The organism is Luteimonas changyuni (assembly GCF_039548395.1).
Taxonomy (GTDB): domain Bacteria; phylum Pseudomonadota; class Gammaproteobacteria; order Xanthomonadales; family Xanthomonadaceae; genus Luteimonas.
The window spans coordinates 1-13,935 of sequence record NZ_JBCLUZ010000010.1 but is presented as its reverse complement, the minus strand read 5'-3'; the positions used below and the strand labels follow the sequence as shown (position 1 = coordinate 13,935).

11 protein-coding genes are annotated in these 13,935 nt (G+C 70.5%); 9 read left to right on the top strand and 2 right to left on the bottom strand.

Annotated elements, in window-relative coordinates; all coding sequences use genetic code 11:
• Positions 1 to 30: 30 nt before the first annotated feature.
• Entirely contained in the window at positions 31 to 1,860 is a 1,830-nt protein-coding gene (glmS, locus tag WCD84_RS05855) for a glutamine--fructose-6-phosphate transaminase (isomerizing) (RefSeq protein ID WP_343280733.1), read from the bottom strand.
• Positions 1,861 to 2,055: 195 nt separating this feature from the next.
• Here glmS and WCD84_RS05850 point away from each other — a divergent pair, with 195 nt between their 5' ends.
• The 7 genes from WCD84_RS05850 to WCD84_RS05820 are packed head-to-tail and all read left to right on the top strand — an operon-like array spanning position 2,056 to position 9,606.
• Complete coding sequence (locus WCD84_RS05850; protein WP_343280732.1) at positions 2,056 to 3,357, top strand: efflux RND transporter periplasmic adaptor subunit; 1,302 nt, start codon at positions 2,056 to 2,058, stop codon at positions 3,355 to 3,357.
• 2 nt (positions 3,358 to 3,359) lie between these two features.
• Positions 3,360 to 3,575: a hypothetical protein gene (locus WCD84_RS05845; RefSeq protein WP_343280731.1), complete on the top strand. Its 216-nt coding sequence runs from the start codon at positions 3,360 to 3,362 to the stop codon at positions 3,573 to 3,575.
• A gap of 38 nt (positions 3,576 to 3,613) precedes the next feature.
• Positions 3,614 to 4,366 carry an ABC transporter ATP-binding protein gene (locus WCD84_RS05840; RefSeq protein ID WP_343280783.1) on the top strand — a complete coding sequence of 251 codons (753 nt, stop codon included), beginning with the start codon at positions 3,614 to 3,616 and terminating at the stop codon, positions 4,364 to 4,366.
• A 10-nt stretch (positions 4,367 to 4,376) separates the two neighbouring features.
• Entirely contained in the window at positions 4,377 to 5,678 is a 1,302-nt protein-coding gene (locus WCD84_RS05835) for an ABC transporter permease (RefSeq protein WP_343280730.1), read from the top strand.
• A 16-nt stretch (positions 5,679 to 5,694) separates the two neighbouring features.
• Entirely contained in the window at positions 5,695 to 6,930 is a 1,236-nt protein-coding gene (locus WCD84_RS05830; protein WP_343255643.1) for an ABC transporter permease, read from the top strand.
• A 10-nt stretch (positions 6,931 to 6,940) separates the two neighbouring features.
• On the top strand, positions 6,941 to 8,296 hold the full coding sequence (locus WCD84_RS05825; RefSeq protein ID WP_343255644.1) for a sigma-54-dependent transcriptional regulator: 1,356 nt from the start codon (positions 6,941 to 6,943) through the stop codon (positions 8,294 to 8,296).
• On the top strand, positions 8,296 to 9,606 hold the full coding sequence (locus WCD84_RS05820; RefSeq protein ID WP_343280729.1) for a sensor histidine kinase: 1,311 nt from the start codon (positions 8,296 to 8,298) through the stop codon (positions 9,604 to 9,606). Before WCD84_RS05825 ends, WCD84_RS05820 begins: the two co-directional genes overlap by 1 nt.
• Before the next feature lie 215 nt (positions 9,607 to 9,821).
• On the opposite strand, the gene glmU is transcribed toward WCD84_RS05820, so the two are convergent.
• Positions 9,822 to 11,210: a bifunctional UDP-N-acetylglucosamine diphosphorylase/glucosamine-1-phosphate N-acetyltransferase GlmU gene (glmU, locus tag WCD84_RS05815; protein ID WP_343280728.1), complete on the bottom strand. Its 1,389-nt coding sequence runs from the start codon at positions 11,208 to 11,210 to the stop codon at positions 9,822 to 9,824.
• 62 nt (positions 11,211 to 11,272) lie between these two features.
• Here glmU and WCD84_RS05810 point away from each other — a divergent pair, with 62 nt between their 5' ends.
• Positions 11,273 to 13,366 (top strand): hypothetical protein, encoded by a 2,094-nt coding sequence (locus WCD84_RS05810; protein WP_343280727.1) that lies wholly within the window; start codon positions 11,273 to 11,275, stop codon positions 13,364 to 13,366.
• Positions 13,363 to 13,746 carry a GtrA family protein gene (locus tag WCD84_RS05805; RefSeq protein WP_343280726.1) on the top strand — a complete coding sequence of 128 codons (384 nt, stop codon included), beginning with the start codon at positions 13,363 to 13,365 and terminating at the stop codon, positions 13,744 to 13,746. The genes WCD84_RS05810 and WCD84_RS05805 overlap by 4 nt, the downstream gene beginning before the upstream one ends.
• Positions 13,747 to 13,935: the final 189 nt, after the last annotated feature.

The window sequence follows — 13,935 nt, the reverse complement described above, 5'->3', positions numbered from 1 at the left end:
TGTTCCGGGCCGGGTGCCGCGCGGCGCCGCTTACTCCACCGTCACGCTCTTCGCCAGGTTCCGCGGCTTGTCCACGTCCGTCCCTCGCGCAAGCGCGACGTGATACGCCAGCATCTGCACCGGGATCGTATGCACGATCGGGCTCAGCACGCCGACGTGGCGCTCGGTGCGGATCACGTGCACGCCCTCGCTCTCGCTGAAGTTGCTGTCGGCGTCGGTGAACACGAACAGCTGGCCGCCGCGCGCGCGCACCTCCTGCATGTTCGACTTCACCTTCTCCAGCAGGCTGTCGTTGGGCGCGATCACCACCACCGGCATGTCGTCGTCCACCAGCGCCAGCGGGCCGTGCTTGAGCTCGCCCGCCGGATAGGCTTCGGCGTGGATGTACGAGATTTCCTTGAGCTTGAGCGCGCCTTCCAGCGCGATCGGGTAGTGCACGCCGCGGCCCAGGAACAGCGCGTGCTCCTTGGGCGTGAAGTGCTCCGACCACAGCGCGACCTGCGGCTCCAGGTTCAGCGCGTGCTGCACGCTGCCGGGCAGGTGGCGCAGGGCTTCGATGTACTCGGCTTCCTTCTCTTCCGGCAGGCGGCCGTTGATCTTGGCAAGCGTCGCCGCCAGCGCGAACAGGCCCACCAGCTGGGTGGTGAAGGCCTTGGTCGAGGCGACGCCGATCTCGGCACCGGCGCGGGTGTAGAACACCAGCCGGCTGGCGCGCGGGATCGCGCTCTCGGGCACGTTGCAGATCGAAAGCGTCAGGTCCTGGCCCAGCGACTTGGCGTACTTCAGCGCCTCCATGGTGTCGAGGGTTTCGCCTGACTGGGAAATGGTGACCACCAGGTGCTTGGGATTCGCCACTGCCTTCCGGTAGCGGTACTCGCTGGCGATCTCGACGCTGCAGGGCAGGCCACTGATCGCCTCGATCCAGTAGCGCGCAACGGAGCCGGAATAGAAGCTCGTGCCGCAGGCGAGGATCTGCACGCCCTCCACCTGGGCCAGCACGTCCGCCGCCTCCTTGCCAAACAGCGTCGGCTCGAAGGCGTTGGCGTCGATGATCGCTTCCATCGTGTCGCCCAGCGCGCGCGGCTGCTCGTGGATCTCCTTCTGCATGAAGTGGCGGTAGGGGCCGAGCTCCAGCGACGCCAGCGAGACATCGGACAGGTGCTCTTCGCGCAGCACCGGCTGGTCGTCCCCGCCGAACACCTGTACGCCGGCGCGCGTGATCTCGGCGGTGTCGCCTTCCTCCAGGAAGATCACCCGGCGCGTGGCCTGCAGGATCGCGGAGACATCGGAGGCGACGAAGTTCTCGCCTTCGCCCAGGCCGACCAGCAGCGGGCAGCCCATGCGCGCGACCACCATGCGCTCGGGCTCCTTGCGGCTGACCACGGCCAGCGCATAGGCGCCGTGCAGCTCCTTGACCGTGCGCTGCAGCGCGCCGAGCAGGTCGGCGCCGTCCTGCAGGTAGTGGTGGATCAGGTGTGCGATGACCTCGGTATCGGTCTGCGATTCGAACTCGTAGCCCATGCCGCGCAGGCGTTCGCGCTGCGCTTCGTGGTTCTCGATGATGCCGTTGTGCACCAGCGCCACGCCGTGGCTGACGTGCGGATGCGCGTTGGATTCGGTCACTCCGCCATGCGTGGCCCAGCGCGTGTGGCCGATGCCGAGCGTGGCCGAGAAGCCTTCGCTGCCGGCGGCGCCTTCCATCTCCGACACGCGCCCGGTGCGGCGCACGCGGCGGATCTCGGTGCCATCGACCACGGCGATGCCGGCGGAGTCGTAGCCACGATACTCGAGACGCTTGAGTCCTTCGATCAGGACCGGAACCACATCGCGATCCGCAATCGCGCCGACGATGCCGCACATAAGCAGGTGAACCCCTGGATTGGTGACCTGCCAGTTTAACGGGGAAAGGCAGCGGGACCGTCCGCGCGGACGCTGCGACTGTCCGCGCGGACACCCGGACACAGGGGGCCGTGCCAGCAAAATCAACGGCTTGCGGTTGGCACGCGCCTTGCGCATACACAGATCAGACCCGCCCCTTTCGCAAGCAGCCGCCGCATGGACTCTCCCCGCTCCCGTATCCGCGACACCTCCGCCCAGGACCATGCGCCGACCACGCAGGGCTCGCCGCGCCGGCACCTGCGCAAGCCCTGGGTGGCTGGCGGGGTGGCGGCCGCGGTGGTGCTGGGACTGGCCGCGTGGGTCGCGGTCGGCTGGAGCGGCGGCGGCCGCTCGCACGACGCCTCGCGCCTGCGCTTCGCCGAAGTGGTCCGCGGCGACCTGGTCCGCGACCTCTCCGCCGACGGCCGCGTGATCGCCGCCAACAGCCCGACCCTGTACGCCATCGCCGGCGGCACCGTGGCACTCAAGGTCGTGGCCGGTGATGCGGTGGAAAAGGGCCAGGAGCTGGCGGTGATCGACAGCCCCGAACTGCGCAGCAAGCTGGTGCAGGAGGAGTCCACCCTCGCCAGCCTGCAGGGCGAAGCCAACCGCGCGGTGCTCGATGCGCAGCTGACCCGCTCGGACGCGCAGAAGCTGCTCGACCAGGCGCTGATCGACCAGGTCGCGGCGCAGCGCGACGTCGAACGCTACCAGCGCGCCTTCGAGGGCGGCGCCGTCTCGCGCAACGAGTACGACCGCGCGCTCGACGGCCTGAAGAAGGCCGAGATCGGCGTCGCCGCGGCGCGCCAGGACTTCACGCTGCAGGGCCGGGGCGCAGGCATCGACGCCGGCAACAAGCGCCTGCTGGCGGAGCGCCAGGAGGCGGTGGTCGACGAACTGCGGCGCCAGGTCGACGCGCTCACCCTGCGCGCGCCCTTCGACGGCCAGGTCGGCCAGGTGCAGATCGCACAGGGCACCAACGTCACCGCCAATGCGCCGATCCTGGGCGTGGTCGATCTTTCGCAGTTCGAGGTCGAGATCAAGGTGCCGGAAAGCTTCGCCCGCGACCTCGGCATCGGCATGCCGGCCCAGGTCAGCAGCGTCGGCAAGCAGTGGCCGGCGGAGATTTCGGCGGTGTCGCCGGAGGTCGTCAACGGCGAGGTCAACGCCCGCCTGCGCTTCGCCGACGGCGGCCAGCCGCCAGGCCTGCGCCAGAACCAGCGCCTGTCGGCGCGGATCGTGATGGACACGCGCGAGGACGTGCTGATGGTCGAGCGCGGCCCCTTCCTCGAGCAGGACGGCGGCAACTTCGCCTACGTCGTGCAGGGCGGCAGCGCCGAGCGGCGTGCGATCCAGGCCGGCGTGTCCAGCCTGTCGGCCGTCGAAATCCTTTCAGGGCTGCAGCCCGGCGAACGCATCGTCGTGTCCGGCAGCGACCAGTTCCAGCAGGCGGACCGCGTCCGCATTTCCGGAGAGTGACCATGTACGCAATGACCGGCTTCCCCCACCACCTGCACTGGAGTTCGTACGAACTGGCCGAGGCCGTGCCGCGCCGGCTGAGCGAGCTCTACCGGTTCGACGTGCGGCTCGACGCGCCGGACGTCGACTGCGCCAACGGCGATGGTCGCCGCGCCCACGCCGCGACCCACCGCTACGTACCGGCATCCACTCTTCCCGACATGTTCCGCATCGACTGATGCCGTCCACCACATCCACCGAACAAGGATCCACCGCCATGCTGGACATGCGCCAGGTCACCAAGGTCTACCGCACCGAACTGGTCGAGACGCACGCGCTGCGTTCGCTCGACCTGCGCGTGGCGGAAGGCGAATTCGTCGCCGTCACCGGGCCGTCCGGCTCCGGCAAGACCACCTTCCTCAACATCGCCGGCCTGCTGGAGACCTTCACCGGCGGCGAGTTCAGGCTCGATGGCGAGGACGTGCGCGGGCTCAGCGACAACCAGCGCAGCAAGCTCCGCAACCAGAAGATCGGCTTCATCTTCCAGGGCTTCAACCTGATCCCGGACCTGAACCTGTTCGACAACGTCGACGTGCCGCTGCGCTACCGCGGCATGCCGGCCAACGAGCGCAAGCTGCGCATCGAGGACGCGCTGGGCATGGTCGGGCTTGGCTCGCGCATGAAGCACTTCCCGGCAGAGCTTTCGGGCGGACAACAGCAGCGCGCCGCGATCGCGCGCGCCATCGCCGGCACGCCGCGCCTGCTGCTGGCCGACGAACCCACCGGCAACCTCGACTCGCAGATGGCGCGCAGCGTGCTGGAGCTGCTGGAGGACATCAACCAGCAGGGCACGACCATCGTGATGGTCACCCACGACCCGGAGCTCGCCGCGCGCGCGCACCGCAACGTGCACATCGTCGACGGCATGGCGACCGACCTGTCGGTGGAGCCTGGTCTGACGCGGGCAGCGCGTGCCGAGCGCATCGAAGCCGACGCCGAAGCCGACGCCCGCGCCGCCACCGACGCCTGAGGAGCCCACCATGCTCGCCTACTATTCGAAGCTCGCGCTGCGCAGCTTCCGCCGCAACAAGGTGCTGACCGCGCTGATGGTGCTGGCGATCGCGCTCGGCATCGGCGCCTGCATGACCACGCTGACCGTGTTCAAGGTGCTGTCCGGCGATCCGATCCCGGACAAGAGCGACCGCCTGTTCTACGTGCAGCTCGATCCGGCCAGCATGCGTGGCTTCGTCGCCGGCGAGGAGCCCGCCGCCCAGGTCACGCGCTTCGACGCCGAGACCCTGCTGCGCGAAGGCCGCGGCCTGCGCCAGGCGATGATGACCGGCGGCGCGGTCTCGATCACGCCCGAAAAGGCCGACATCCCGCCGTTTTTCTCCGACGCACGCTACGCCACCGCCGACTTCTTCGCGATGTTCGCGGCGCCCTTCCTGCACGGCACCGGCTGGACGCCGGCCGACGATGCGGCAAGCACGCGCGTGGCGGTGATCTCGAAGTCGCTCAACGACCGCGTGTTCGGCGGCGCCAACAGCGTCGGCCGCACGCTGGTGATCGGCGGCAATGCGTTCCGCGTCGCCGGCGTGCTCGACCACTGGCGCCCGACGCCGCGCTTCTACGACATGAACAGCGACCGCTACGGCGAGCTGGAGGACGTCTTCCTGCCCTTCTCCACCTCGCGCGCGCTCGACTTCGGCCGCAGCGGCAGCATGGACTGCTGGGGCGACGGCGGGCTCGACGAGACCGCGCTCAACGCGCCCTGCGTCTGGATCCAGTACTGGGTCGAACTCGAGGACGCCTCGCAGGCCAGCGACTACAAGGCCTACCTCGACAACTATTCCGCGCAGCAGAAGGCCGCGGGCCGCTTCGAGCGCGAACCCAACGTCCGCCTGCGCGACGTCATGGAGTGGCTGGACTTCAACCGCGTGGTGCCGCGCGACGTGATGATGCAGCTGTGGCTCGGCTTCGGCTTCCTGCTGGTCTGCCTGCTCAACACCGTCGGCCTGCTGCTGGCCAAGTTCCTGCGCCGCAGCGGCGAGATCGGCGTGCGCCGGGCGCTGGGTGCCTCGCGCGGCGAGATCTTCAAGCAGTGCCTGGTGGAAGCCGGCGCGGTCGGCCTGGCCGGCGGCATCCTCGGCCTGGGCCTGGCCCTGCTGGGGCTGTGGGCCGTCCGCCAGCAGCCCTCCAGCTATGCGGAGCTCGCGCAGCTGGACCTGCCGATGCTGCTGACCACGTTCCTGCTTGCCGTGGCCGCCAGCATCATCGCCGGCCTCCTTCCCGCGTGGCGCGCCATGGACGTCACGCCCGCCATCCAGCTCAAGTCGCAGTGACTCCGGGGAACGCCTGATGGACATCCGACCGATCCTTTCAACCCTGCTGCGGCACAAGACCGCGGCCGCGCTCATCGTCCTCGAGATCGCGCTGACCTGCGCCATCATCTGCAACGCGCTGTTCCTTGTGGGCGAGCGCATCACCGAGATGAACCGGCCCAGCGGCATCGCCGTGGACGAGCTGGTGCGCATCCAGATCATCCCGATCGGCAACGATGCCGACGCCGCCGCGCAGACCCGCTCGGACCTGCAGATGCTGCGCGCGATGCCCGGCGTCAAGGCCGCCACCACCAGCAACCAGGTGCCGTTCGTGAACTCGTCCTGGAACACGGGGGTCAACCTGAAGCCCGACCAGCAGCAGTCGACGCTCAGCGCCACCATGTACATGGGCGACGAACACTTCCTCGACGCATTCGGCGTGGAGCTGGTGGCCGGCCGCTACTTCACGGCTGACGAGCTCGTCGCGCACGCGGCCCTCGGCGATCCGGAGCAGGACGTCACCCTCCCCGGCGTCGTGGTCACCCGTACGCTGGCCGAGCGGCTGTTTCCCGGTGAGGACCCGTTGGGCAAGTCGATCTACCCCGGGGGCGACGACGAGCCGGTGCGCATCGTCGGCGTGGTCGCGCACCTGATCCGGCCCAGCAGCCTCGGTGGCCCGGAAGGCAGCCAGTACTCGATGATCCTGCCTGTGCGCGTCAGCTATGACCTCGGCGGCCAGTACATCATCCGCACCACCCCCGAGCGGCGGCAGGAGATCCTGGCCAGCGCCGCCGACGCGCTGCGCGCCAACGGGCCCAGGCGCATCATCCTGGAGGAGAACACCAGGACCTTCCGCGAGCTGCGCGACCAGTACTACCAGCAGCAGCGCTCGATGGTCTGGCTGCTCGGCATCGTCTGCATCGCACTGCTGCTGATCACGGCGCTGGGCATCGTCGGACTCGCCAGCTTCTGGGTGCAGCAGCGCAGCAAGCAGATCGGCATCCGCCGCGCGCTGGGCGCCACCCGCGGCCAGATCCTGCGCTATTTCCAGACCGAGAACTTCATCCTGGCCACCATCGGCATCGTGGTCGGCATGGTGCTGGCCTTCGGTATCAACCAGATGCTGATGGGCCGCTACGAGCTGCCGCGGCTGCCGCTGGTGTACCTGCCGGTGGGTGCGGTGGTGCTGTGGCTGCTGGGGCAGATCGCCGTGCTTGGCCCGGCGCGGCGTGCCGCGGCGGTGCCGCCGGCGGTGGCGACCCGGAGCGTATGATCGCGGACCGATGCCGACCATCCTGATCATCGACGACAACGCCGCCGTCGCCAGCGCGCTGGAGCTGCTGTTCTCGCTGCACGACATCGACGCCGCCAGCGCGGAGTCGCCGGACGCTGGGCTGGCGCGGCTGCGCCAGGGCGGCATCGACCTGGTGATCCAGGACATGAACTTCCAGGCCGACACCACCTCGGGCGAGGAAGGCCTGGCGCTGTTCCACGCCATCCGCGAGCGCGAGCCGGACCTGCCGGTGATCCTGCTGACGGCATGGACGCACCTCGAATCCGCGGTCGACCTGGTCAAGGCCGGCGCCGCGGACTACCTGGCCAAGCCATGGGACGACCGCAAGCTGCTGGCCACGGTCAACAACCTGCTGGAGCTGTCGGAGGCGCGGCGCGAGCTGGACCGCCACCGCAGCGGCGAACGCCGTCGCCGCAGCGCGCTGTCGCGGGACAACGACCTGCGCGGCATCGTCTATGCCGACCCGGCCAGCGAGCGGCTGCTGTCGCTGGCCTGCCAGGTGGCGCGCTCGGAGCTGCCGGTGCTTGTGACCGGGCCCAACGGCGCCGGCAAGGAAAAAATCGCCGAGATCGTGCATGCGAACTCGCTGGTCAAGGACGGGCCCTTCATCGCGCTCAACTGCGGTGCGCTGCCGGGCGAGCTGATCGAGGCCGAGCTGTTCGGCGCCGAGGCCGGCGCATACACCGGCGCGGGCAAGGCGCGCGAGGGCAAGTTCGAGGCCGCCGACGGCGGCACCCTGTTCCTCGATGAAATCGGCAACCTGCCTGCGGCAGGCCAGGTGAAGCTGCTGCGCGTGCTCGAGACCGGCCGCTTCGCGCGCCTGGGCGGCAATCGCGAGCGCCAGGTCAAGGTGCGCGTGGTCAGCGCTACCAACGCCGACCTGCCGGCGATGATCCGCGACGGCCGCTTCCGGGAGGACCTGTACTACCGGCTCAACGCGGTGGAACTGGCATTGCCTGCGCTGGCCGAGCGCCCCGACGACATCCTGCCGCTGGCCCTGCACTTCCTGCCCGCCGGCAAGCGCCTGGCCGCCGATGCCGAGCGCGCCCTGCTCCGCCATGCGTGGCCGGGGAACGTCCGCGAGCTGCGCAACGTGGTGCAGCGCGCGGCGCTGCTGTCGTCCGGCGATGTCGTGGCGGCGACGGCACTGGGCCTTCCCGTTCCTTCCGCCACCGGGACGGCGTCGGCATCTGCATCAGCCGGCGGCGAAGAACCCGACCGGGCGGCGATCGAAGCCGCGCTGGCGCGCAGCGGCGGCGTGCTGTCGCAGGCGGCCATCGAGCTGGGGCTGTCGCGACAGGCGCTGTATCGCCGCCTCGACCGCCTTGGCATCCGGCGCGACTGATGGCGCGGCGCCGGCGCCTGCCGCTCAGCGTCGCGTTCACCGGCATCGCGCTGGCCTACATGGCGCTGGCTGCAGGACTGACGCTGCTGCTGGAGCATTGGATCCAGGCGCGCTGGCTGGCGGCGCTGGTGGCGGTTGCGCTGCCGCTGCCGCTGCTGCTCTACCACGTGCACCGCCTGCTGCGGCCGGCGCATTCGCTGTTCCGCGCGCTGGCCGGAAGCGTGGCCAGCTACCGCGACGGCGACTACAGCTTCGGCGTGAGCTGGGACGGCGGCGGCGAACTGGGCGCCCTGGTGGCCAGCCACCGCGCGCTTGGCGACACGCTGCGCGACCAGCGCCTGCGCCTGGTGCAGCGCGAGCTGCTGCTCGACACCATGGTCCAGAACACGCCGGTGGCGATGCTGCTGGTGGATCCCGGCGGCCACGTGGTGCTCGGCAACCTGGCCGCGCGCAAGCTGCTCGGCGATGGCCGCAAACTCGAGGGCGTGGCCTTCGACGAACTGCTTGCCCACGCACCCGAGGCGCTGCGCGACGCCTTTGCCCGCGGCGGCGACGGCATGTTCACCGTCGGCCACGACGACGAGGAGGACATCTACCACCTGTCACGCCGGCTGTTCCGCCTCAACGGCCGCCGCCACGAACTGGTGCTGCTGCGCCAGCTCACCGCCGAGCTGCGGCGCCAGGAAGTGCAGACCTGGAAGAAGGTGATCCGGGTGATCAGCCACGAGCTCAACAACTCGCTGGCGCCGATCGCCTCGCTCGCGCACTCCGGCGCGGAGCTGCTGCGGCGCGGGCAGCTCGAGCGCCTGCCGGGCGCGCTGGCGACGATCGAAGAGCGCGCGCGGCATCTGGAGGGATTCCTCCGCGACTACGCGCGCTTCGCCAAGCTGCCCGCGCCGCGGCTGGAGGCGATCGACTGGCAGCAGTTCCTCGGCCGCCTGCGCAACCAGGTCGAGTTCGGCATCGAAGGCCACGTGGAAGGCAGCGCACGCGCCGATGTCCCCCAGCTGGAACAGGCCCTGCTCAACCTGCTGAAGAACGCGCACGAGTCCGGCTCGGCGCCGGGCGGAGTGCGGCTGGCGCTGCGCCGCCTGCCCGACGGCTGGCGCATCGACGTGCTGGATCGTGGCAGCGGCATGAACGAGGCGGTGCTGTCCAACGCGCTGCTGCCCTTCTATTCCACCAAGCGCCACGGCACCGGCCTGGGCCTGGCGCTGGCGCGCGAGATCGCCGAAGCCCACGGCGGCCGCATCGCCCTGCTCAACCGCGAAGGCGGTGGCCTGTGCGTGAGCCTGGTGCTGCCGGCCTAGGCCCCCGACCGGGCTCCTGTAGGAGCAGCTACAGCTGCGATCGCGGGCCACAGCCCCCCCCCTGTGGGAGCGGCTATAGCCGCGATTCGCGCCGCCTGATGGGCTGATCGCGGCTGTAGCCGCTCCCACAGGATTGGGCCGATCGCGGCTGTAGCCGCTCCCACAAAGAGGGTTGCCTGGTCGCGGCTATCGCCGCGTCCACAGATTTGCCTTTTCTACTTCGGCTTTTTCTCGGGGCGCTGCCAGCCTTCGATCGTCTGCTGGCGGCCGCGGGCGATGCTGAGCTTGCCTTCGGGGGCATTGCCGGTGATCACCGAGCCGGCGCCAATCGTCGCATCGCGGCCGATGGTCACCGGCGCCACCAGCGATGCGTTCGAGCCGATGAAGGCGCCGTCCTCGATGGTGGTGGTCGATTTGTTGGCGCCGTCGTAGTTGCAGGTGATGGTGCCGGCGCCGACGTTCACCCCGGCACCGATCGCGGCGTCGCCGAGGTAGCTCAGGTGATTGGCCTTGCTGCCGACGCCAAGCACCGCGTTCTTGGTTTCAACGAAGTTGCCGATGTGCACGCCGTCGGCCAGCACCGTGCCCGGGCGCAGGCGCGCGAACGGACCGATCTGCACCGCGCCTTCGGTGCGGGCGCCGTGGATGTCGCAGTGGGCGCGGACTTCGGTACCGGGACCGAGCTCGGCGTCGCGGATGCGGCAGAAGGGGCCGATGCGCACGCCGTCGCCGAGCACCACGCGGCCTTCGAACACCACGCTGGCGTCGATCTCGACGTCACGACCGACGACGACCTCGCCGCGGATGTCGACCCGCGCCGGATCGGCGAAGCGCACGCCCTCGACGCACAGCGCGCGCACCAGGCGCGCCTGCATCGCGCGCTCGAGCTGCGCGAGCTGCCAGGGGTCGTTCGCACCTTCGGTCTCGATCGCCTCGTCGACGAACACCATCTCCGCGGCGCTGTACTCGCCGGCGGCCATGGCGAACACGTCGGTCAGGTAGTACTCGCCCTGGGCGTTGTCGCTCGACAGCCGGCCCAGCCAGTTCTTGAGCGCGGTGGCCTCGGCGGCGAGCACGCCAGTGTTGACCGTGGTGATGCGGCGCTGCTCGGCGTCGGCGTCCTTCTCCTCGACGATGGCACCGACGTTGCCCTCGGAATCGCGCACGATGCGGCCGTAGCCGCGCGGGTTGTCGAGTTCGGCCACCAGCACCGCAAGCCGGTCGCCGGCCGCGAGCAGGCGATGCAGCGTGCCAGCGGTGATCAGGGGCACGTCGCCGTACAGCACCAGCACCTGGGCGCCGTCGGGCACGCCGGGCATGGCCTCGCGCACGGCATGCCCGGTACCGAGCTGGCGCGCCTGCTCGACCCATTCCAGGTCCGACTGGCCGGCGAAGGCTTCGCGCACCTGGTCGCCGCCGTGGCCGTGGACGACGTGGATCGCAGCGGGCTCGAGCGCGCGCGCGGCGTCGATGACGTGCGCGAGCATCGGCCTGCCGGCGATCTTCTGCAGCACCTTGGGCAGCGCGGACTTCATGCGCTTGCCTTCGCCGGCGGCAAGGATCACGACGTGGAGTTCGTTTGCGGTGCGGTCCTGTGCGGGCATGCTCGTCCTGGCCTGGTTGTTCCGGCGGCCATTCTAGGATGCCTGCTGCTAGCATGCGCGCGATGTCGCGAGCCGCGCCCCCCGAATCGAGCACCGGAACAGGCACAGCCACGGCCGAAGCCGCCGGTCCGCCGCAGACGGCAGCCCGGCACGTCAGCGCGATAGTGCTGTGGACCGGAGGCATTGCCTGCGCCGGCGGCGTGCTGTTCCACGGCATGTTCGCGGACTGGGTGCCGGCACGCACCACTGCGCTGATGGTGATCGCCTTGCTGGCGCTGGGATTCGCCTGGGGCCTGCGGCGCGCCACCGGAGTGGCCATCGCGCACGGACTCGCGCTTGCCTGGCTGCTTGCACTGGCCTGGTTCGGCGACCCCCTGCCGCTGCTCGCGACGCTGCTGATGGCCACCGCCGCCATCGCCCTGGGCGGCCTGCTGCTGCCGCAGGCTCCGGCAGCCGCGCAGTGCATCACCGGCCTGGCGCTCGGCGCAGGCGTGCTCGGCTGGATGTTGCCGCTGCCGCTGCATACGCGCTGGACCTACCTGGCGGTGCCGCTGGTGCTGGTGGCGTGGCGGCAGCGCGCGCTCCGCACCACGCTGCGCGCCACCGCGGAAGACTGGCGACGCACGGTGGCCGCCGACCCGCGGGCGATGGCACTGGTGGTGCTCGTGCTGGGCCTTGCGTCCACGGCATGCTGGCCACCGACCACCCAGCACGACGACATCGGCTACCACCTGCTGCTGCCGTGGTCGCTGCAGCTCGACGGCCGGCTGGCGATGGATCCCGATGTCCATGCATGGGCGCTGGCCCCTTGGGCGGCCGACGTGCTGCAGGCGGTACCGCAGCTGCTGGCCGGCGCCGAAGCCCGTGGGGCCGTGAATGCGCTGTGGCTGGTGCTCATCGCGACCGCGCTGTGGCGCCTGGCGGGCCTGCTCGGCGGCGACCTGCGCGCGCGCGCCTGGACGGTCGCGCTGTACGCGAGCATTCCGCTGACCGCAGCGCTCGCGCTTGGCATGCAGACCGAACTCCCCAGTGCCGCGGCGCTGGCGTGGACGGCGTGCCTGGCCTTCAGCACGCCCTCGCGGAGACTGGTGCTTGCGGCGTGTGCGCTGCTGGGCCTGTTGCTGGCCACCAAGCTTGCCGCGGCCGGGTTCGCCGCCTTGCTGTTGCCCTGGCTGGCATGGCGGCAGCGCAGCGTGCTGGACGTGCGCACCGCGCTCGGTGGACTCGCCCTGCTGGTCGCGCTGGGCGGCAGCAGCTACGCCTTTGCCTGGTTCATCGCCGGCAATCCGGTCCTGCCACTGATGAACGATGTCTTCGCCTCGCCCTACTTCGGCGGCGCCTTCAGGGACCCGCGCTGGCATGCCGGCGCCGGCCCGCTGCTGCCGTGGCGGATGACGTTCGATACCGGCCGCTACCTCGAGGCCTTCCCGGGTGGCGGCGGATTCGTGCTGGTCGCGCTTGCGGGCGCCTGGCTGGCGGCGCTCTGGCAACGCCGCACGCGTGCACTCGCTGCGCTTGCGCTGGCGATGATGGCGGCGCCCCTGCTGGCCACCCAGTACCTGCGCTACGTGTACCCGGCGCTGCTGCTCGCCCTGCCGGCCGTGGTGGTGGCGGCGCGTGCGGCGGCGCCGCGCAGCGCCCATGTGCTGCTGGCGGCCACCTGCATCGCCAACCTGCTGTTCCAGGCCAACGGTCACTGGATGCTCCGCACGGGCATGGTGAAGGACACCGTGGTGGCCGCCGGCCGCGATGCACCGACCTTCAGCGAATACGCGCCGTCGCGCCTGGTGGCCGCGACCATCCGTGGGCAGCGGGCGTCCGGAGACGGTTCCGCGGGCCCGGTGCTTGCGCTCGCGCTGGACGTGCCGATGCTGGCGGAGTTCGGGTCCGACGCGCGCAGCGTGTCCTGGTACGACCCGTCGCTGGAGGCGGAGGCGCAGCGCGCAAACGCCGACGCCGGCGGCGCGGCCTGGGTGGCGCTGTGGCGCTGCGAAGGCATCGTCGACATCGTGCTGCGCGCGGACCGCCTGACGCCTGCACAGCACGCCGGCCTGGCCCTGTCCGGCGCACGCCGCGAGTCCGCCGTGGGCGAAGTCGAATGGTGGCGCCTGCCGCCGGCCGACGCGGTGGACGCCCCGCAGGAGCCGGCGCGATGACCCTGCGCAGGCAAGGCCCCCGTTACCTGGTGATCGGCGGCATCCAGTGGCTGCTCGATTGGGGCGTCATGGTGCTGCTCAGCCACTTCGGCCTGCGTATCGGGCTGGCCAACGTGGCCGGCCGCGTCACCGGCGCGATGCTTGGCTTCTGGCTCAACGGCAAGGTCACCTTCACCGGCGACGAGCACGTGCTCGGGCGCCGCCAGCTGATGCGCTTCATCGTGATGTGGCTGGTGATGACCCTGCTGAGCACGGTCGCGATCGAAGCGATCGACGACGTGTTGGGGCGCAAGTGGGCGTGGCTTGCGAAGCCGCTGGTGGAAGCCTGCCTGGGCGTGATCGGCTTCCTCGGCTCCAGGCACTGGGTCTACCGCCGCTAGCGCCCCGGACGCGCGGCCAAAAAGAAGGTTCTTCTCCCGATTGCGTGGAGCTTGCGGGTGATTGTTCCGGGAGGGTGCGCGCTGCCCGCCGTGGAGGCAGGGGGGATGCCCAGCCGGAATATGCGCATCCTGCTCCCAGTTCCGGCCGCCGGCCATCCATGGCCGGCTCGGGGCATCCCCCCTGCCTCC